Annotated in this window: 20 protein-coding genes and 1 pseudogene; 12 read left to right on the top strand and 9 right to left on the bottom strand. The window is 70.8% G+C overall.

Translation table 11 applies throughout. The features are described from left to right. Positions 1 to 86: 86 nt before the first annotated feature. The 5 genes from ACSQ14_RS03685 to ACSQ14_RS03665 all read left to right on the top strand — a co-directional run bounded on the left by ACSQ14_RS03685 (position 87) and on the right by ACSQ14_RS03665 (position 2,528). On the top strand, positions 87 to 893 hold the full coding sequence (locus ACSQ14_RS03685) for a hypothetical protein (protein ID WP_436009841.1): 807 nt from the start codon (positions 87 to 89) through the stop codon (positions 891 to 893). A gap of 333 nt (positions 894 to 1,226) precedes the next feature. Next, the gene (locus tag ACSQ14_RS03680) at positions 1,227 to 1,565 is read left to right on the top strand and encodes a hypothetical protein (protein WP_436009839.1); all 339 of its coding nucleotides are present in this window, start codon (positions 1,227 to 1,229) and stop codon (positions 1,563 to 1,565) included. 90 nt (positions 1,566 to 1,655) lie between these two features. After that, positions 1,656 to 1,823 carry a hypothetical protein gene (locus tag ACSQ14_RS03675; protein WP_436009837.1) on the top strand — a complete coding sequence of 56 codons (168 nt, stop codon included), beginning with the start codon at positions 1,656 to 1,658 and terminating at the stop codon, positions 1,821 to 1,823. Next, positions 1,823 to 2,245 (top strand): response regulator, encoded by a 423-nt coding sequence (locus tag ACSQ14_RS03670; protein WP_436009835.1) that lies wholly within the window; start codon positions 1,823 to 1,825, stop codon positions 2,243 to 2,245. Before ACSQ14_RS03675 ends, ACSQ14_RS03670 begins: the two co-directional genes overlap by 1 nt. Before the next feature lie 70 nt (positions 2,246 to 2,315). Then, complete coding sequence (locus tag ACSQ14_RS03665; protein ID WP_436009833.1) at positions 2,316 to 2,528, top strand: hypothetical protein; 213 nt, start codon at positions 2,316 to 2,318, stop codon at positions 2,526 to 2,528. A gap of 167 nt (positions 2,529 to 2,695) precedes the next feature. Here the strand turns inward: ACSQ14_RS03665 and ACSQ14_RS03660 are convergent, their stop codons facing one another. After that, on the bottom strand, positions 2,696 to 2,944 hold the full coding sequence (locus tag ACSQ14_RS03660) for a hypothetical protein (RefSeq protein ID WP_436009831.1): 249 nt from the start codon (positions 2,942 to 2,944) through the stop codon (positions 2,696 to 2,698). Between the two features lie 75 nt (positions 2,945 to 3,019). After that, entirely contained in the window at positions 3,020 to 3,805 is a 786-nt protein-coding gene (locus ACSQ14_RS03655; RefSeq protein WP_436009829.1) for a helix-turn-helix transcriptional regulator, read from the bottom strand. A gap of 82 nt (positions 3,806 to 3,887) precedes the next feature. Here ACSQ14_RS03655 and ACSQ14_RS03650 point away from each other — a divergent pair, with 82 nt between their 5' ends. After that, positions 3,888 to 4,664, top strand: coding sequence for a class I SAM-dependent methyltransferase (locus ACSQ14_RS03650; RefSeq protein WP_436009827.1), 777 nt, complete (start codon positions 3,888 to 3,890; stop codon positions 4,662 to 4,664). 144 nt (positions 4,665 to 4,808) lie between these two features. Here ACSQ14_RS03650 and ACSQ14_RS03645 read toward each other — a convergent pair whose 3' ends face one another. Next, positions 4,809 to 5,531, bottom strand: a complete 723-nt coding sequence (locus ACSQ14_RS03645; protein ID WP_436009825.1) for a Crp/Fnr family transcriptional regulator — start codon at positions 5,529 to 5,531, stop codon at positions 4,809 to 4,811. Between the two features lie 230 nt (positions 5,532 to 5,761). Between ACSQ14_RS03645 and ACSQ14_RS03640 the strand changes: the two genes are divergently transcribed. Beyond that, positions 5,762 to 7,288: a DHA2 family efflux MFS transporter permease subunit gene (locus tag ACSQ14_RS03640; RefSeq protein WP_436009823.1), complete on the top strand. Its 1,527-nt coding sequence runs from the start codon at positions 5,762 to 5,764 to the stop codon at positions 7,286 to 7,288. A gap of 2 nt (positions 7,289 to 7,290) precedes the next feature. On the opposite strand, the gene ACSQ14_RS03635 is transcribed toward ACSQ14_RS03640, so the two are convergent. After that, a complete protein-coding gene (locus ACSQ14_RS03635) occupies positions 7,291 to 9,297 on the bottom strand; it encodes a methyl-accepting chemotaxis protein (protein ID WP_436009821.1) in 2,007 nt (668 codons plus the stop codon). Positions 9,298 to 9,388: 91 nt separating this feature from the next. Further along, positions 9,389 to 9,907, bottom strand: a complete 519-nt coding sequence (locus ACSQ14_RS03630) for a DUF1993 domain-containing protein (protein ID WP_436009819.1) — start codon at positions 9,905 to 9,907, stop codon at positions 9,389 to 9,391. A gap of 137 nt (positions 9,908 to 10,044) precedes the next feature. On the opposite strand from ACSQ14_RS03630, the gene ychF reads away from it, so the two are divergent. Both ychF and ACSQ14_RS03620 read left to right on the top strand, forming a co-directional pair. Beyond that, entirely contained in the window at positions 10,045 to 11,142 is a 1,098-nt protein-coding gene (gene ychF / locus ACSQ14_RS03625; protein ID WP_436009817.1) for a redox-regulated ATPase YchF, read from the top strand. A 156-nt stretch (positions 11,143 to 11,298) separates the two neighbouring features. Further along, entirely contained in the window at positions 11,299 to 11,979 is a 681-nt protein-coding gene (locus ACSQ14_RS03620; RefSeq protein WP_436009815.1) for a dienelactone hydrolase family protein, read from the top strand. Positions 11,980 to 12,164: 185 nt separating this feature from the next. Here ACSQ14_RS03620 and ACSQ14_RS03615 read toward each other — a convergent pair whose 3' ends face one another. Then, positions 12,165 to 12,638: a hypothetical protein gene (locus tag ACSQ14_RS03615; RefSeq protein ID WP_436009813.1), complete on the bottom strand. Its 474-nt coding sequence runs from the start codon at positions 12,636 to 12,638 to the stop codon at positions 12,165 to 12,167. Between the two features lie 93 nt (positions 12,639 to 12,731). On the opposite strand from ACSQ14_RS03615, the gene ACSQ14_RS03610 reads away from it, so the two are divergent. Then, complete coding sequence (locus ACSQ14_RS03610; RefSeq protein ID WP_436009811.1) at positions 12,732 to 13,544, top strand: aspartyl protease family protein; 813 nt, start codon at positions 12,732 to 12,734, stop codon at positions 13,542 to 13,544. A 22-nt stretch (positions 13,545 to 13,566) separates the two neighbouring features. On the opposite strand, the gene ACSQ14_RS03605 is transcribed toward ACSQ14_RS03610, so the two are convergent. From ACSQ14_RS03605 to petA, 3 genes are read right to left on the bottom strand one after another with little or no spacing between them, the layout of a single operon-like run. Beyond that, entirely contained in the window at positions 13,567 to 14,412 is an 846-nt protein-coding gene (locus ACSQ14_RS03605) for a cytochrome c1 (protein WP_436009809.1), read from the bottom strand. A gap of 7 nt (positions 14,413 to 14,419) precedes the next feature. After that, a complete protein-coding gene (locus ACSQ14_RS03600; protein ID WP_436009807.1) occupies positions 14,420 to 15,739 on the bottom strand; it encodes a cytochrome b in 1,320 nt (439 codons plus the stop codon). 5 nt (positions 15,740 to 15,744) lie between these two features. After that, entirely contained in the window at positions 15,745 to 16,299 is a 555-nt protein-coding gene (gene petA / locus ACSQ14_RS03595; protein ID WP_436009805.1) for a ubiquinol-cytochrome c reductase iron-sulfur subunit, read from the bottom strand. A 212-nt stretch (positions 16,300 to 16,511) separates the two neighbouring features. Between petA and ACSQ14_RS03590 the strand changes: the two are divergent. Both ACSQ14_RS03590 and hemF read left to right on the top strand, forming a co-directional pair. Continuing rightward, positions 16,512 to 16,968 (top strand): annotated as a pseudogene (locus ACSQ14_RS03590) (tRNA (cytidine(34)-2'-O)-methyltransferase). Positions 16,969 to 17,150: 182 nt separating this feature from the next. Further along, a complete protein-coding gene (gene hemF, locus ACSQ14_RS03585) occupies positions 17,151 to 18,023 on the top strand; it encodes an oxygen-dependent coproporphyrinogen oxidase (RefSeq protein ID WP_436009803.1) in 873 nt (290 codons plus the stop codon). Position 18,024 lies beyond the last annotated feature (1 nt).

Genomic DNA, 18,024 nt, shown 5'->3' with positions numbered 1-18,024 from the left:
CGACCGCTCTCGCAGCGGCGCCGCACTAGGCGCCGCTGATCGCGCGACGTAGCCTTTTTGCGAGGGACGCCTCGGGGGGATCGATCGTGATCAAAGCTCTCTTATGGGGCGCCGGTGCGGCGCTGCTGACTGTGTCGGCCGCCGTCGCCGCCGCGCCCGCGCCGCCCGCCTGGGTCGTCCAGCCCGGCGCCGAGACCTGCCGCACCGAACTCGAATTGGTCGGCCTGTCCGGAAACACCGTCTCCGCCGCGCTGATCTCCGACGGCGCGCAGGTGGAGCTGACCTTCGCCCGGGCCGACGCCCCGGAGCGCGCCTTCCTGCCGATCCGCGTCGACCACAAGCCGTTCGCCAACCTCGTGCTGCGTCAGGCCGACGGCCGCACCGCCATCCAGCTCAGCGCCGACAGCCTGGCGGCCCTGCGCAAGGGCGCGACGCTGCAGATCGGCTGGCTGGCGGACGAGCCGGTGCAGATGGGCCTGAAGGGCTCGGAACAGGGCCTCGCGGACCTGCGCACCTGCGGCGCCCAGGTCGCCGCGCGGTTCCGCGCGCAGCAGGCTGCGCGCCAGGACGCCCGGGCCCGGGACGAGGCCGAGGCCCGGGCCGAGGCGCTCGCCGACGAGCAGATGGCCGCCGCCAAGGCGCAGAAGGCGGCCGCCGAGGCCGCCGCCGAGCGCGACGCGGCCGAGGCCGAACGGCTGCACGCCGCCGCGGACGCCGCACGCCAGCGCGCCCAGGCCGAAGCCGAACGCGCCCGCCAGCAGGCCGAGGCGGACAGCTACCCCTACGCCCGCGTCCGGGTCTATCGGGAAGACCCGCGCTACCGCGACGACCCGCCGGAGCCTTACGACCGCTACGAGCGCTACGACCCGCCCGCGCGCTACAGCCGCTGGTGAGCGGGCGCGCGGGCCGGGCGCTACTCCGGCGAACGATCGTTAGGCCGTCCTTATCCCTCGCGTGCGAGCACGGGTCCGATCGATCCCGCGCTTGTCGGAGTGGCGACGCCCGCAAAGCGCGTCAGGCGAAAGTGGACGCCGGTTTCGCCGCCCGACGCGCTCTAAGTGGATCCGCTGGCCGGCACGGCCAGCGGGGCGGCTTCGGTGCGTGTCTGCTTTCCACGCCGCCGCAGCAATGCTGATGTGGGGGCCGGCCGCGCCCTGACAACGGGTCTCGGAACCACGCCCTGTCGGGCGCAAACAACAAGACGTGTCGCTGGAGGATACCGCCCGATGGCCAAGCATCTGTTCTTCGCCTTCACCGCGCCGCAAGCCGGGCGCGAGGACGAGTTCAACAGCTGGTACGACAGCACCCATCTCGACGACGTGCTGCGCGTCGAAGGCATGGTCTCGGCCCAGCGCTTCGAGGTCTCCCCGCAGTTCGGCACGCCGGACATCCTGCCGCCCTACCTCGCCATCTATGAGGTCGAGATCGCCGACGACAATCCGGAGGCGCTGGAGGAGCTCAGCCGCCGCGCCGGCACCGCGCTGATGCGGATCACCGACGCGCTGGACATGAACTCGGCGAAGACTTTCCTGGCCACGCCGATCACCGATCGGCGGACGCCGTAGTCTACGAAGTATTAAGTATATATTCTTCTTAGCGTTAATCTGTATTTCACGGCCGCGCGGCATCATCCTGCAAAAATAAGTGGGGTTAAGATGCACACGCTCAGACTGGTCGGGGCGAACGACGACGACGTCGTCGACACCCGACTGCTCAACGGACACTACGACGAACTGCTCACTGACTTTCGCCGGCGCATGGACGCCGCGCTGAAAGTCTTGCGAGAGTATGAAGAAGCCGTCCGTCAGGGGGATTACTTCTGATGCGCCCCGCGGAGGGGACCGGCGGCGGCCTGAAAGTGCTGATCGTCGACGACGAGCCGGTCAACCGACTGGTCCTCGCCCGCATGGTGGAGTTGCTCGGCGCGCAGTGGCTGGAGGCCGCGAGCGGCGACGAAGCGCTCGACCTGCTGCGTGCGCAGGCCGTCGACGTCGTGCTGATGGACATCCAGATGCCGCGCATGAGCGGCATCCAGACGGTCGAACAGCTGCGCGCCTGCCCCGGGCCCAACCGGCAGGCGCCGGTCGTCGCCGTCACTGGCGACACGACGCGCGACCGGCGGGATTACTTGCAGCTCGGCTTCGACGATTACGCCAACAAGCCGATTTCGCTGGCGGCGGTGCAGGCGATGCTGACTGCGCGCCGACAGGGCGCCGCGGCCCCCGGCCTAAGAGCCTACGGCTAGGCGAGAATCCCACAAAGCACTCGGAAAGATGGTTCCTGAACATAATACAGTTAGCGATAGTAAAACGGCCATGTATCCAATACACGGCCTGATGGTCGAGGAGACCACCGCCGCGGCGGCGCAGCTGCGGCAGCAGGCGACCGCGCTGGCCGCCGCCGTGGCCCGCTTCGAACTCGGCTCCGGGCGACCGGCCGCCGCCAGCTACGAGGCGGCCCCGCCGGCGAGACCGGCGGCCGAGGCGGCCCCGCGACGGGTCGCCAACGGCGGCTGGAGCGAGTTCTAAGCGCCCGGCGAACGCCCCCGTCTCCCGCCTTCGGCGGGATCCACCTCCCCGCTACGCGGTGGAGGATCTGAGCGCCAAGATGCTCCACCGCTTTAGCGGGGGAGCTGTCCGCGAAGCGGACTGGGGAGGCGTTTTTCTCCGGTGCGAGGGCCCGTGGGCGCTGGGGGTCACCCCGCGCGTCGGCGCGTGGCCCGCCAGATCAACCAGCCGCCCCAGAAGACCAGGCCCTGGGCGATGGCGGAGATCAGCGCCGTGCCCGCCAGGCCCAGGTCCATCATCGCCTGCACCGCGCCGGGCTCCTGGCTGTTGCTGATGTAGATCAGGACCGCGATCGTCAGCGCGCCGACGAGAAACAGCGCAGCGCCCGCCAGCGCCTGCCGCAGCGGCGCCCGGCCTCCTGAATGCGTCTGCGCCATCGCCTCCGATCCTCCGTTCCCGACGCCGCCCGGATCCTGCCGCGGCGGCGACCGGCGCGCCTTGATCCGCCGCAATCAGCGCCGCGCCGTCAGTAGAACGAGTTTGCAGTCCGGTCGGTCCGCCGGCTGGAAGGTGAACTGCTCGAAAGTCAGCCGCCCGTCCTGCGGATGGTCGAAACGGCGCACGCCGCCCTCCTCGCGCGCCAGGACCGCCTGTTCGTCCCACAGGGCGAAGAATTGCGCGTCCTCGCTGCGCAGGTCCTCGACCAGGCGGCGCATCTGCGGATCGGCCAGGCTGCGGCTGAAGTCCGCGCGGAACTCGGCGATCACACGGCGCACGCGGTCCGGCCAGTCGACGATCAGCTGCCGCGCCTGCGGCTCGCGGAACAGGTAGCGCAGCAGGTTGCGCTCCGGCCCGCCCAGCCAGCCGGCGAACAGCCGCTCGGCGGCGGCGTTCCAGCACACCGCGCTCCAGCAGCGATCGAGCCCATAGGCGGGACCCTCGAAATGGGCGACCGCCTCGGCCAGACCGGGCGGCGCCTCGGCGGCGCTGGCCGGCGCGGCCGGATCGCGGCGGCCGGCCAGCTCGAACAGATAGGCGCGCTCGGCGCGGGTCAGCTGCAGGGCCGCGGCGACCCGCGCCAGCGCCTCGGGCGAGGCGGAGACCTCCCGCCCCTGCTCCAGCCAGGTGAACCAGGTGACGCTGACGCCGGCGAGTTGCGCCGCCTCCTCGCGCCGGAGCCCCGGCGTCCGTCGCCGGCCGCCGGCGGCCAGGCCGGCGGCGTGCGGCGCAAGCCGCTCGCGGTGCGTTCGGAGGAAGGCCCCGAGAAGCCGGCGCTGTTCGCTCGAAGCCGTGGTCATGGCGCCGTATATACCAGGATAACGCCTCATATTGTACCCGGTTAAGAACGCCGCAGACTGGAGCGACAAACAGGAGCTCGCCATGACCCAAGACCGCCCCCGGGCCCACGACGCCGTCGTCGACGCCCAGTTCGGCCCGCAGGCCGCCGCCTATGTGCAGAGCGCGGTCCACGCCTCCGGCGCGGATCTCGACCAGTTGGAGGCGATCGCCGCCCAGGCGCGCCCGGCCCGCGCCCTGGACCTGGGCTGCGGCGGCGGCCACGTCGCCTACCGGCTGGCCCCGCACGCCGGCGCCGTGGTCGCCTGCGACCTGTCGGCGGAGATGCTGGCGGCGGTGCGCCAGACGGCGGCGGCGCGCGGGGCGGCCAACATTACGACCGAGCTGGCGGCGGCCGAGCAGCTGCCGTTCGACGACGCCTCGTTCGACTTCGTCGCCTGCCGCTTCAGCGCCCACCACTGGCGTGACTTCGACGGCGGCCTGCGCCAGGCCCGGCGGGTGACGCGCGCCGGGGCGCCGGCGGTGTTCATCGACGTCGTCGCCCCGGGGCGGCCGCTGCTGGACAGCCACCTGCAGGCGGTCGAGCTGCTGCGCGACACCAGCCACGTGCGCGACTACACGATCGCCGAGTGGACCGCCGCGGTCGGGCGGGCGGGCTTCACCGTCGAGGCGGTCCGCCGGCTGCGGCTGCGCATGGAGTTCGCCAGCTGGACCGAGCGCATGCGCACGCCGCCCGTCCAGGTCGAGGCGGTGCGGGCGCTGCAGCGGCAGGCGTCGGACGAGGTCCGCGGGCACTTCGCCATCGAGCCGGACGGCTCCTTCCTGCTCGACGTCATGGTGCTGGAGGCGACGGCGGCCTAGCCGCCCGCCTGACCAGACCTGGGTCAGATCCTACGGACCGCTCTCCCCGGCGAAGGCCGGGGCCCAGGTGAAACCCACGAAGCGCTCAGGCCGAATCTGGGCGCCGGCCTTCGTCGGTATGAGCGGAGAATGGCTCGTCGCGCTTTAGGCGTCGCAGGTCTTGTCGTCGGCGGCGTAGATCGCCCCGCGCGCCGCCTTCAACGCCTCGCGGCAGGGGCAGGCGGCCTGCTCGATCACCCTCAGCTCCAGCACCTCCACCTGGCCGCGGGCGGTGCGCAGCGCGCCGGCCGCCTGCAGCGCGGAGACCGCCGCGGTGACGGTCGTGCGCTGCACGCCCAGCATCTGCGCCAGGGCTTCCTGGGTCGCCGGCAGGGTGTGGCTGCCATCGCAGCTGCGCTCCAGCGCTTCGAGGATGGTGCGGCAGAGCCGCGCCTCCACGGCGTGCAGGGCGTTGCAGGCGACGAACTGGCGCGCCTCGGTCAGCAGGATCTCGACGTACTTGTGCACCGCGACCCGCAGCGCCTCCGAGGCGTCGTACATGCGGCGGTAGTCCTCCGCCGTCATCACCCAGGCCTCGCCCTCCACCAGCACCTCGGCCTGGAGGGCGCTCTGGCGCGTGCCGCAGGCCTCGAAGACCCCCAAGGCGCCGTCCCAGCCGATCATCCCGGTCTGCACCGCCTCGCCGGCTGGCATGGTGCTGATCACGCCGATCAGCGCGCCTTCAGGAAAGTAGACCTTGGCGACCTCGTCGCCGGCCCGCTGCAGCACCTGGCCGCGCGGGAGCTTGATGTCGCGCATGTGCGGCTCGAAGCGCGCGCGGGTCGCCGGCTCCAAGGCGCCAAGCAGCCAGTTTCGTCGCCTCGCCATCGTCCGCACCGGACCTTGCGCCCACGGGCGAACAGCCTCGCACGCCCCCTGGCGCGCAGCGCTCACATTCGTGTGTCGGGCTACGCTTTGCCGGCGGCGGCCGCGCTTCGCCCGCAAGGGCCTGGACGCCGCGGACCTTTTGACGGCAAGACGCCGGGGCGCCGGCCAACGCGCCGACCAGAGGGGGACGCCGAGGTGAAACAGCTGCGCCACGCCGCGCGCCGGGCGCCGTGACCGCTATCTCCGCCGCCAGCCGCGGCCCGATCACCCTCGGGATCATGCTGGCCACGGTGATGGGCGCGCTCGACACCACCATCGTCAACGTCGCCATGCCGCACATGCTGGCGAGCCTCTCGGCGTCGCCGGAGCAGATCACCTGGGTGATCACCTCCTACATCGTGGCCACCGCGGTCACGACGCCGATCTGCGGCTGGCTGGCCGCCCGGTTCGGGCTGAAGCTGATGCTGCTGGTCAGCATCGTCGGCTTCACCGCCACCTCGATCCTCTGCGGGATCGCCACCAGCCTGCCGGAGATGGTGCTGTTCCGCGTCCTCCAGGGCGTGTTCGCCGCGCCGGTGATGCCGCTGGGCCAGGCGGTGCTGCTCAACATCAATCCGCCGGAGCGGTTCGGGCGGGCGATGGCGCTGTTCACCATGGCCGCCGTGGTCGCCCCGGTGGTCGGGCCGGTGGTCGGCGGCTACCTGACCGAGGACTTCTCCTGGCGCTGGTGCTTCTACATCAACGTGCCGACCGGGATCGCCGCCTTCCTGCTGCTGTGGATCTTCCTGCCGAAGGAGGCGACCGCGCCGCGGCGGTTCGACTTCCTGGGCTACGCCTCGCTGGCGGTGGCGGTGGCCTCGTTCCAGCTGATGCTGGACCGCGGGCCGTCGCAGGACTGGTTCTCGTCCAGCGAGATTTGGGCCTGGACGCTGGTCGCCGCGAGCGGTTTCTGGATCTACGTCACCCACTCGCTGACGGCCAGCGAGCCGCTGTTCCCGCCGGCGCTGCTGCGCGACCGCAACTTCGTCACCGCGACGATCTTTGGCTTCTTTTTCAGCGTGCTGATGTTCTCCAGCCTGACCCTGATGCCGCTGATGATGCAGGGGGTGCTGGGCTATTCGGTGATGTACTCCGGCGTGCTCAGCATGCCGCGCGGGGTGATCATGCTGGTGATCCTGCAGATCATCGGGCGGGTGGACGCGCTGGTCGACCGCCGCATCCTGGTGACCCTGGGCCTCAGCCTGATCGTGCTGGGCTTCTGGGAGATGACCAAGTTCGACCTGTCGATGACCGGCCGGCAGATCGTCTGGGCGACCCTGCTGCAGGGCGTCGGCCAGGGCATCCTGTTCGTGCCGCTCGCCACCCTGTCGTTCGCCACCATCAGCCCGGCGCTGCGCGCCGACGCCTCGTCGATGAGCAACCTGCTGCGCAACCTCGGCGGCAGCGTCGGCATCGCCATCACCCAGGCGGTGACGGCGACCAACAGCCAGAGCATGCACGCCGCGCTGGCCGCGCACGTGCGGCCGGACGATCCGGTGTTCCGCGCCGGCCTGCCGCCCTACCTGTCGCCCGACACGCTGCAGGGCGCGATGGCGCTGGACGCCGAGATCAATCGCCAGGCGACCATGGTGGCCTATGTGAACGACTTCCGGCTGCTGGTGGTGATCGGCCTGCTGTGCATCCCGCTGGTGCTGCTGCTGCGCCAGCCGCGCGGGACGACCGCCGCCGCGAACGCGGCGGCGGACGCCGCGCACTGAGGTCAGGACGCGCGGCTGAGCCGCGCCGCCACAGGCTCAGCGGTCGGCGCCTGCCCGCCCACCCGGAAGCGATAGATCAGCTCCGCCAAGGCGCGGGCCTCGCCGGCCAGCGCGCCGCTCGCCGCCGCGCTCTCCTCGACCATCGCGGCGTTCTGCTGGGTGATCTGGTCCATCTGCTGCACTGCAACGTTGACCTCGCGCACGCCGCTGGCCTGCTCCTGGCTCGAGGCGGCGATCTCGGCGACCACCGTGGTCATGGCGGTCACCTGAGCGGCGATCCGCTGCAGCGCCTCGCCGGCGCGCCCGACCATCTCCGCGCCCTCGCCGACGTGGCTGCGCGAGGCGGCGATCAGGCCCTTGATCTCGCGCGCCGCGTCGGCCGAGCGCTGGGCCAGAGCGCGCACTTCGGACGCCACCACCGCAAAGCCCTTGCCGGCCTCGCCGGCGCGGGCGGCCTCGACGCCGGCGTTCAGCGCCAGGAGGTTGGTCTGGAAGGCGATCTCGTCGATCACCCCGATGATCTGGCCGATCTCGCCGGCCGAGCCTTCGATCTGGCGCATGGCGGCGACCGCCCGGTCGACAACCTCGCCGCTCGCGGCCGCCTCGGCGCTGGCCTTGCCCACCAGCGCCCGCGCCGCCTCCGCGCCCTCCGCCGTCGCCCGCACGGTGGCGGTGATCTGGTCGAGCGCCGCGGCGGTCTCCTCCAGGCTTGCGGCCTGCTGCTCGGTGCGACGCGACAGGTCGGCCGAGGCCTGGCTGATCTCGCCGACCCCGGTCTCCATCGCCCCGGCGCCCGCACGGATCGCGCCCAGGGTCCGCTCCAGGGTCTCCATGGCCGCGTTGAAGTCGCCGCGCAGCGCCTCGTACTCGGGCGCGAACGGCTGGTCGATCCGCGCCGTCAGGTCGCCGCCGGACAGTCCGGCCAGCGCCGCGGCAAGGCCCTGCACCACCTCCGACTGGCGGCGGACGGCTTCGGCCCGCTCGGCCTCGCTGGCCGCGCGCTCGGCATCCGCCGCCAGCCGGGTCCGCTCGGCCTCCTCAGTCAGCCGCGCCCGCTCCAGCAGCCCGTCGCGGAACGCGTGCAGCGCCCCGGCGATACGGCCGGTTTCGTTGCGGTCGGCGACGCAAGCGATGGCGATGTCGGTGCGCCCGGCGTTCAGCCGGTCGATCGCCCCCAGCAGTTCGGCGAAGCGCCGGCGCAGGCCGACGGCCACGGCGCCCGCCAGCGTCGCAGCGGCCGCGACCGCCAAGCCGGCGACCGCCAACTGCAGCGCCAGCTGCAACTGCAGCCGGGCGACGCGGGCCGCCAGCAGCCGTTGCAGTTCGCCGGCGCTGGCGTTGAACAGCTTGTCGGCCTCGGCGCCGACCATCGCCGACGAGGGGACCGAGAAAGCGAAGCCGCTCAGCACCATGGCCGCCTCCCGGTCGGCCTCGGCCACGGCGCGGGCGAGCGTCGCCGCCGGGCCGGCGAGTGCGCGCCGAGCCGCCGGGTCGGGGTTCTTGCTCATCGACCGCTGCAGTTCGGCGGCGCTGGCCAGCAGCCGCGAGCGGGCCAACAGCACGCCGTCGCGGTCGCCGCGGGTGGCGGCGTCGTCGAGCGCCGCGGCGGCGCTGACCAGGGCCGGCGCGCGGACCGTCACCACGTCCATCATGTAGAAGCTGGCGAGCTCCGGGTCGAGCGTCAGGTTGGAGCCGTCGGCGACCGCGCCGATCAGCGCCGCGCCGGCCGCGGCGCGCGCCGCCCCCTCGGGCGCGGCGGCGTAGGCTCGGTAGGCGGCGGCGTCGGCGAACCGCCCGCCGCTCGCCGCCAGCGGCTTGCCGCTGCGCATCGCCCGCCAGATGTCGCGGACATAGTGCGCGCCGGCGACCTCGCGAGCGGAGAACGCCAGCTGGCCGACCTGACTGTGCAGGTGCAGCCCGCCGAGGAGCAGGATCGGCGCGCTGAAGACGGCGCAGAGCAGCGTCAGGCGCGCGCCGAGGGAAAGCCTGGAATTGAGAGGTCGGAACATTGCGGCACCATGTTGCGGTGCAGCATCGCTAGTTCCCCAGGCTTGCCGAAACCTTCCCCGGGCGTGACACCTTTGTGAAATCTTCCGCCGGTCAGAGCGCCGTCCGGATCCCCGCCAGGTAGTCCATTTTCCCGACCGGGACGCCCTTCGCCCGCAGGATGTCGTAGGCGGTCACCCCGTGGAAATAGAAGTTCGGAGTCGAGAACGAGAACAGGAAGGCCTCGGCGGAGAACACCCGGCGGGCGCTGGGGACCTCGAACAGCACCTCCTTGCCCTCGAGCGCGTTGACCGCCTCCGGCGTCCATCCGCACAGCTCGGCCTCGGCGTCGGCGATCGCCTTCTGCAGGCCGGCGTAGCCGACCGCGTCGAACTGCGGAAAGCTGAAGGCCCCGTCGCGGACGTTGGCCAGCGCCCCGGCCGAATGCTTGGCAGTCAGCAGCACCTGGCGGAACAGCGGGAACATGTCCTCGGCCAGCCGCCATTCCAGTAGGCTGTCGGGCTCGACGCCGGTCGCCTGGGCGTGCGCCAGGCCCTTGTCGAGCACCCCGCGGATCCCGCCCAGCACCTGCAGAAAGTTCGGCACGGTCGCCTCATAGAGGGTGATCGCCATGGACGTTTCTCCGGATCTCGTGGGGTGGCGCGGACCTTAGCCGTTGCGCGGCGCGCCGGGCAACGCGCGCGCGGGTTTGAGCGCGAGGGGTCCGCATGCTACCTCCCGCGGCTTCGAGAAGGACCCCGAAAGACAACATGGCTCTGAAAGTCGCCATCGTCGGCCTGCCGAACGTCGGCAAGTCCACGCTGTTCAACGCGCTGACCCAGACGGCCGCGGCCCAGGCCGCGAACTATCCGTTCTGCACCATCGAGCCCAACACCGGCGACGTGGCGGTGCCCGAGCCGCGGCTGGACGCGCTGGCCGCCATCATTCCGTCGAAGGAGATCATCCCGGCGCGGATGAACTTCGTCGACATCGCCGGCCTGGTGCGGGGCGCCTCCAAGGGCGAGGGGCTGGGCAACCAGTTCCTGGCCAACATCCGCGACTGCGACGCGGTGGCCTTCGTCGCCCGCTGCTTCATCGACGACGACATCACCCATGTCGAAGGCAAGGTGGATCCGCTCGCCGACCTGGAGACCATCGAGACCGAGCTGATGCTCGCCGACCTCGAGAGCCTGGAGAAGCGCGTCTCCAACCTCGAGAAGCGCGCCAAGACCGGCGACAAGGAAAGCGCCCAGACCCTGCGCCTCGTGCAGCTGGCGCTGACCGAGCTGAACGCCGGCCGCCCGGCCCGCAAGGCCGAGGTGTCCGCCGAGGACGACAAGGCCTGGCGGATGCTGCAGCTGCTGACCTCCAAGCCGGCGCTCTACGTCTCCAACGTCGACGAGGCCTCGGCCGCCACCGGCAACGAGCTGTCCGGCCAAGTGAAAGAGCGCGCCAAGCGGGACGGCGCCGACCACGTGGTGATCTCCGCCCAGATCGAGAGCGAGATCGCCATGCTGGACCCGGCCGAACGCGCCGAGTTCCTGGAGACCCTGGGCCTCACCGAGCCCGGCCTGAACAAGCTGATCCGCGAGGCCTATCACCTGCTCGGCCTGCAGACCTACTTCACGGTGGGGCCGAAGGAGGCCCGCGCCTGGACGATCCACAAGGGCGACACCGCCCCGCAGGCGGCCGGCGTGATCCACACCGACTTCGAGAAGGGCTTCATCCGCGCCGAGACCATCGCCTACGACGACTACGTCCGCCTGAAGGGCGAGGCGGGCGCGCGCGAGGCCGGCAAGTTCCGTCAGGAAGGCAAGGAGTATGTCGTCCAGGACGGCGACGTGATGAACTTCCGCTTCAACGTCTAGGCTAAACGCCCCCTCCGTCTCGCGCCTTGCGGCGCGATCCACCTCCCCCGCTTCGCGGTGGAGGATCTGGGCGCCAAGATGCTCCCCTGCGCAGCGGGGGAGCTGTCCGCGCAGCGGACTGAGGGGGCGTTTAGCCCTTTGCCAAGGAGACCTGCGATGGGCGAGACGATCCGCTTGAAGAGCCGCTTCGACGGCTTCGAGTTCGCCGCCTATCACGCGCCGCCGCGCGACGCCCGCCGCGGCGGGCTGGTGCTGGTTCAGGAGATCTTCGGGGTCACCGAGCACATCCGCGAGCTGTGCGACGGCTTCGCCGAGGACGGCTACGAGGTGATCGCCCCGTCGCTCTACGACCGGGTCGCGCCGGGCTTCACCGCCGACTACAGCCCGCAGAGCATCGAACAGGGCCGCGAGCTGTCGCAGGCCGCGCCCTGGGACCAGGTGCAGGGCGACCTGCAGGCGGCGATCGACGCCCTGGCGGCCAACGTCTTCGTCACCGGCTTCTGCTGGGGCGGAGCGGCCGCTTGGCTGGCGGCCTGCCGTTGCGACGGCCTGACCGCGGCGTCCTGCTTCTACGGCCGGCGGATCAGCGAATTGCTCGACGAGACGCCGAAGGTCCCGACCATCCTGCACTTCGGCAAGACCGATCCGACCATCCCGCCGGAGAAGGTCGAGGAGATCCGCGCCCGCCACCCGGAGCTGCCGATCTACCTCTACGACGCCGGCCACGGCTTCGTCTCCGACCGGCGGGCCGACTATGACGCCGACAGCGCGCGACTGGCCCGGCTGCGCACCCTGGCGCTGTTCTCGCGCAGCGGCGGGGCCCGCGGCGAGGTCTAGGCCGGCGCCGCCGGGTCCGGGCTTTCGATCGACGAACCGCGCGGGCCATACACTTCTTCCGTCATCGCCCGGCTTGTCCGGGCGACCCATCCCAACGTCATTCCGCTACGGCTGGAGCCGGCGCTTTGGGCTGGACGGCCCGGACAAGCCGGGCCGTGACGGGTGGAAAGAAGCAACAGGAGGGCTCACCGCTCCTCGATCAGCGCCCGCACCTCCGGCCGGCGCTCGAGGTCGCGCACCAGGACGGCCTGGGCGGCGAGGATGCCGATGCCGGCGGCGTAGGCCGAGAAGACGTTGGCGCGGTAGGCGCCGGTCACCGCCACCGAGGCGACCTGCCAGTAGATGAACAGCGCCGCGCCAAGCAGCAGCAGCAGGCCGGTGACGATCGAGCCGGGGGTCTGGCCGAAGCCGGCCTGGAAGCTCATCCAGACGTAGCGGGTCAGCCCGCGCCGCACCGGCCTGATCAGCAGCGGCGCGATCAGCGACGCCACCAGGAACATCGCCGGCCAGAGCAGGACCCAGCGCAGCACCAGCGCCTCGCCGCCGGGCAGCCGGCTCAAGCCATGCACCGCCGCGGCCGCGTAGATCAGGCTGGCGACCACGACGGTCATATCCTGCATCCGTTTGAAGTTGCGCCAGGCGCGGGTGTAGGAAGCCATGCGCCTCGCATTTTGCCGCCCCTTCGGGGCAGGCGTAAGGCGCCGCACGGTCCGGTCGCGGATCGATCGCCGCTCCGATATGTTGCGCCGTCCGTGCGCCCTTCAGCCCTGCTCCTCGCCGTCACCGCCCTCTGGCCGCTCGCTGCGCGCGCCGGCGAGACCGCGTGCTGGTACGAGGCCGGCGTATTGGTGGTCCCCGCCGAGGTGATGGGCGTCGCCGGCGACTTTGTGCTCGACACCGGCGCGCCGCGCACCCTGCTGGCCGAGACCCAGGCGCAAGGCGCGGGCTACGCCGAGACCGAGCTCAAGGGCTCGGTGCGGCTGGCCGGTCTCGAGCTGGCCGACCGGCCGGTGCAGGTGATGAAGCTCGACGCGCGGCTGCGGCCGCTGCCGACCCCGGTCGCCGGGGTGATCGGCGCCGACGTGCTGGCTGGACGGGTGCTGGACGTCCAGTTCGCCCCGTGCCGGGTGGCGATCACCGCCGCCGGCGAGGCGCCTTCGTTCGGCCCGGCGGTCCGGCTGCCACTGACCTGGCGCAGCGGCCGGCCGACAGCCCCTGCCGAGGTCTCTGACGGCGCTCGCGTGCTGGGCGGGGACTTCGTGCTGGCGACCGGCTCGGACGCCGCCGTGCGGCTGCGCGACGACCTCGCCGACGCGCCGGGCGCGGCCGAGCGCGAGGCGCTCTATCCCGACGGCGCGGTGCGGCCGCGGCTGCGGGCGTTGTCCTTCGCCGGCGACCTGTTCGAGGCCCAGCCCAGCGGGCTGGCGTCCCGCGCCGAGCTGGATGCGGTCGGCGAGATCGGCGGGCCGGTGCTGTCGCACTACCGCCTGCGGTTCGACTTCGCCGGCGGCGAGCTGCTGCTGGCCAAGCAAAAGGGCCCGCCGGATCGCTCCGACGGGCCCTGAAGGCTCAAACCTGCGCCGCGGCCTAGTGGGCCACGTTGCGCCAGATCCGGCGGTAGCTGGCGTACAGCAGGCCGGTCAGCAGCAGCAGGTAGATCATCGCGCCGAAGCCGAAGGCCTTGCGCTCTTCCATCTTGGGCTCAGCGGCCCAGGCCAGGAAGGCGCCGACGTCCTTGGCTTGCTGGTCGATCGTCGACGGCGTGCCGTCGTCGAACGTCACCTTGCCCGGCGCCAGTTGCGGCGGCATGGCCAGGAAGCCGCCCGGCGGCACGTGGTCATGCGAACCCGACCAGAAGGCCGTCACGTCGCCCGCCATGTAAGGGTTGTAGTGCTGGCCCGGCGGCACGGTCAGGCCGGCCGGCGGCTCCACATAACCCGACAGCAGCGAGGCGAGGTATTGAGCCCCGCCATGGCGCGCCTTGGCGATCACCGACAGATCCGGCGGCAGGGCGCCGCCGTTGGAGGCGCGCGCCGCCGCTTCGTTCGGGAACGGCGACGGGAAGCGGTCCGCCGAGCCGGCCGGCCGCGTGATCGCGTCGCCCGTCTCCGAGTCGACGTCGGGAACCTGCAGGTCGGCGGCCAGCGCCTTCACATACGGGTTGTCGTTCGGGTTCGGGTACTTCGGGTCGTAGAACGGCCCGCCCTTCTGGCCGAGGTTGCGGAAGTACATCAGGTTCATCGAGTGGCAGGCCGAGCAGACCTCCCGATAGACCTTATAGCCCCGCTGCAGTTGCGCCTTGTCGAAGCGGCCGAACGGCCCCTCGAAGGAGTATTCGATCTCCTTCGGGTGCTTTGCGCCGCCGGACGCCTGGGCTTGGCCCGCAATGAGGGCGAGCCCAAGCGCCGCGAGAGTCAAACCTTTACGCAGCATCTTGCGCTCAACCCTTCTTTTCAGGCGACGCCACGGCGCCGGCCGGCGTGGTGGCGGGGTGCGACAGAACCGGCTCGGAGATCGACTCCGGCACGGGCAGCGGGGTCTCGGTGAGGCCGAGGATCGGCAGAACGACCAGGAAGTAGCCGAAGTAGTAAAGGGTCGCGACGCGGGACAGCCACACGAAGCTGTTCAGGTCGGCGTCGCCCAGCGTGAAGCTGGTCAGCCCTGGGATCACCGGATCGTCCGGCAGCTTGGCGCCGCAGAAGCCAAGCACGACGCCCGCCAGCAGGAAGAGGAAGAAGTAGAGCTTCGCCGTCGGCCGATAGCGCATCGAGCGCACCTTGCTGGTGTCCAGCCAGGGCAGGACGAACAGCACGCCGATCGAGCCGAACATGGCCAGCACGCCGCCCAGCTTGTCCGGCACCGCGCGCAGGATCGCGTAGAACGGCAGGAAGTACCATTCAGGGACGATGTGCGCCGGAGTCACCAGCGGGTTGGCCGGGATGTAGTTGTCGGCGTGACCCAGGACGTTCGGGTTGTAGAAGACGAAGTAGGCGAACAGCAGCAGGAACACGCCGATCGCGAAGCCGTCCTTCACCGTGTAGTACGGATGGAACGGAACGGTGTCTTCCTTGGACTTCACGTTGACGCCGAGCGGGTTGTTGTTGCCCGGGACGTGCAGCGCCCAGATGTGCAGGAACACGACGCCTGCGATCATGAACGGCAGCAGGAAGTGCAGCGAGAAGAAGCGGTTCAGGGTGGGGTTGTCGACCGCGAAGCCGCCCCACAGCCAGGTGGTGATCGCTTCACCGACGATCGGCAGCGCGCCCAGCAGGTTGGTGATCACGACCGCGCCGTGGAAGCTCATCTGACCCCAGGGCAGCACGTAGCCCATGAAGGCGGTGGCCATCATCAGCAGGTAGATGACGCAGCCCAGGATCCACAGCACTTCGCGGGGCGCCTTGTAGGAGCCGTAGTAGAGGCCGCGCAGGATGTGGATGTAGACGGCGACGAAGAACATCGAGGCGCCGTTGGCGTGCATGTAGCGGACCAGCCAACCGTAGTTGACGTCGCGCATGATGCGCTCGACCGACGCGAACGCGTGGTCGACGTGCGGCACATAGTGCATGGCCAGCACGATGCCGGTGATGATCTGGAAGACCAGCATCATCGCCAGGATGCCGCCGAAGGTCCACCAGTAGTTCAGGTTCTTCGGCGTCGGGAAGTTGATCGCCGTGTCCATGGCGAACCGGACGACCGGCAGGCGCATGTCCAGCCAGCGTTCGATGCCGGTCTTCGGCTCGTAGGTGGAGTGTCCGCTCATATCCGTCAGCCCACCTTGATCTTGGTGTCGGAGAGGAAGCTGTACTCCGGAACCGCCAGGTTCAGGGGCGCGGGGCCCTTACGGATACGCCCGGAGGTGTCGTAGACCGACGCGTGGCAGGGGCAGAACCAGCCGCCGTACTCGCCGCCGCCGAAGGTCGGCACGCAGCCCAGGTGGGTGCAGGTGCCGACCAGCACGAGGTACTGCGGCTTGCCGGGCTTGTGGCGCGCGGCGTCAGGCTGCGGATCGCGCATCGACGCCCCGTCGTCCTTCACCGCCTCGGCGATTTCCTTTGCGGTGCGGTAGCGGACGAACAGCGGCTTGCCCCGCCATTTCACCGTCACCTGCTGCCCCTCGGCGACCTTGGCCAGGTCGAACTCGATCGAGGCGAGCGCCAGGGTGTCGCCCGCCGGGTTCATCTGGTCGATGAACGGCCAGGCCAGAGCCGCGACAGCGCCGACCGCGGCGGCTCCCGCTGCGATGTGGATGAAGTCGCGACGGCTCGGGTCTTCGCCCGAGACGTGCGGGTCGGGTCTATCGCCCACGACGGTGTCGGCCACCTAAAGCTACCCTTCGAATTTGAGCGCGCCTTCAATTCCCCCGAAGGGCGCCCAGGCTTGAACCCGGCCAGGAGGTCTGGCCGGGCGTTTCTTTTCCAGGACCGGTCGCGGGCTGGACCAATCGGCGGCAGCTGAATTGCGAATGTTTCGCAACGCTTGCCGCGTGATTCGTCTCTTTACGCCCCGGCCTAATCCGTGGCCGTTCGCTTAGAATGCGCTTGGCCCTTTTTCAACCCGACATTCCGCAAAACCTTGGCGCGGCGGTGCGCCTGGGAGCCTGTCTCGGCGTCCCAGTGGACGTAATCGAGCCCTGCGGCTTCCCGCTGTCGGATCGCGCGGTGCGCCGCGCGGCGATGGACTACGCCGACCAGGCCGAGATCCGACGCCACGCCAGCTGGGCGCGCTTCCTCGAGGCCCCGGAGCGGACGGGCGGCCGGCTGCTGCTGTTCACCACCCGCGGAGCCCTTCCACCGCTTCCAGTTCCAGCCGGACGACGTGCTGCTGTTCGGCCGCGAGAGCGCCGGCGTGCCGGAAGAGGTCCATCAGGCGGCGGACGCGCGGCTGTTCATCCCCCTGATCGGCGGCGCGCGTTCGCTGAACCTGGTCAACGCCGCCGCCATGGCGCTCGGCGAGGCCCTGCGCCAGACCGGCGGGTTCGGACCGTCATAAGGCCCGTCGTCCCGGACGGCCGCAGGCCGATCCGGGACCCAGGGGCCGTGCGCACCGCCCTGGGTCCCGGCTCTTCGCTTCGCTGCAGCCGGGATGACGGCGAATTATGTGGCGTTGTCTCCTCCCCCTCCGCATCCGCCCGGAGTTCTCAGGCGCGCCTATCCGGGCTAAGCCCCTGCGCCATGACTGAGACCCCTGCCCTGGATGAGAAGAGCCTGCGCGCGCGGGCGTGGTTCGACAGCCTCCGCGACCGCATCGTCGCCGAGTTCGAGCGGCTGGAGGACGAGGCCCCGGCCGACCTCTATCCCGGCGAGTCCGGCCGTTTCGAGCTGAAGCCCTGGGACCGGCCGGCCGGCGGCGGCGGGGTGATGGGCTTCCTGCGCGGGCGCTTCTTCGAGAAGGTCGGCGTGCACATCAGCCTGGTGCACGGGAGCTTCACCCCGGAGATGGCCGCGACCATGCCGGGCGCCGACGCCGATCCGCGGTTCGTCGCCACCGGGATCAGCCTGATCGCCCACCTGGTCAATCCGCGGGTGCCGGCGGTGCACATGAACACCCGCTACCTGGCCACCACCGCCGGCTGGTTCGGCGGCGGCGCGGACCTGACGCCGCTGATCGACGAGCAGCGCAGCCAGGACGCCGACGACGCCAAGCTGTTCCATGCGGCGTTCAAGACCGCCTGCGACAAGCACGATCCGGAGTGGTTCCCGCGCTATAAGGCGCGCTGCGACGAGTACTTCTTCCTGCCGCACCGCAACGAGCCGCGCGGCGTCGGCGGAATCTTCTACGACCACCACAATTCCGGCGACTGGGAGCGCGACTTCGCCTTCACCCAGGACGTCGGCGAGGCCTTCCTCGACGTCTATCCGAAGATCGCCCGCCACCGCATGGACGAGCCCTGGACCGACGCCGACCGCGCGCAGCAGCTGATCCGCCGCGGCCGCTACGTCGAGTTCAACCTGCTCTACGACAAGGGCACGATGTTCGGCCTGAAAACCGGCGGCAACATCGAGTCGATCCTCAGCTCGATGCCGCCGATGGTGGCTTGGCCGTAAG

The organism is Phenylobacterium sp. LjRoot219, from assembly GCF_964252995.1.
In the GTDB taxonomy this organism is placed as follows: domain Bacteria; phylum Pseudomonadota; class Alphaproteobacteria; order Caulobacterales; family Caulobacteraceae; genus Phenylobacterium.
Note: the sequence above shows the minus strand (reverse complement) of the source record. Positions and strands in the feature narration are given on the sequence as shown.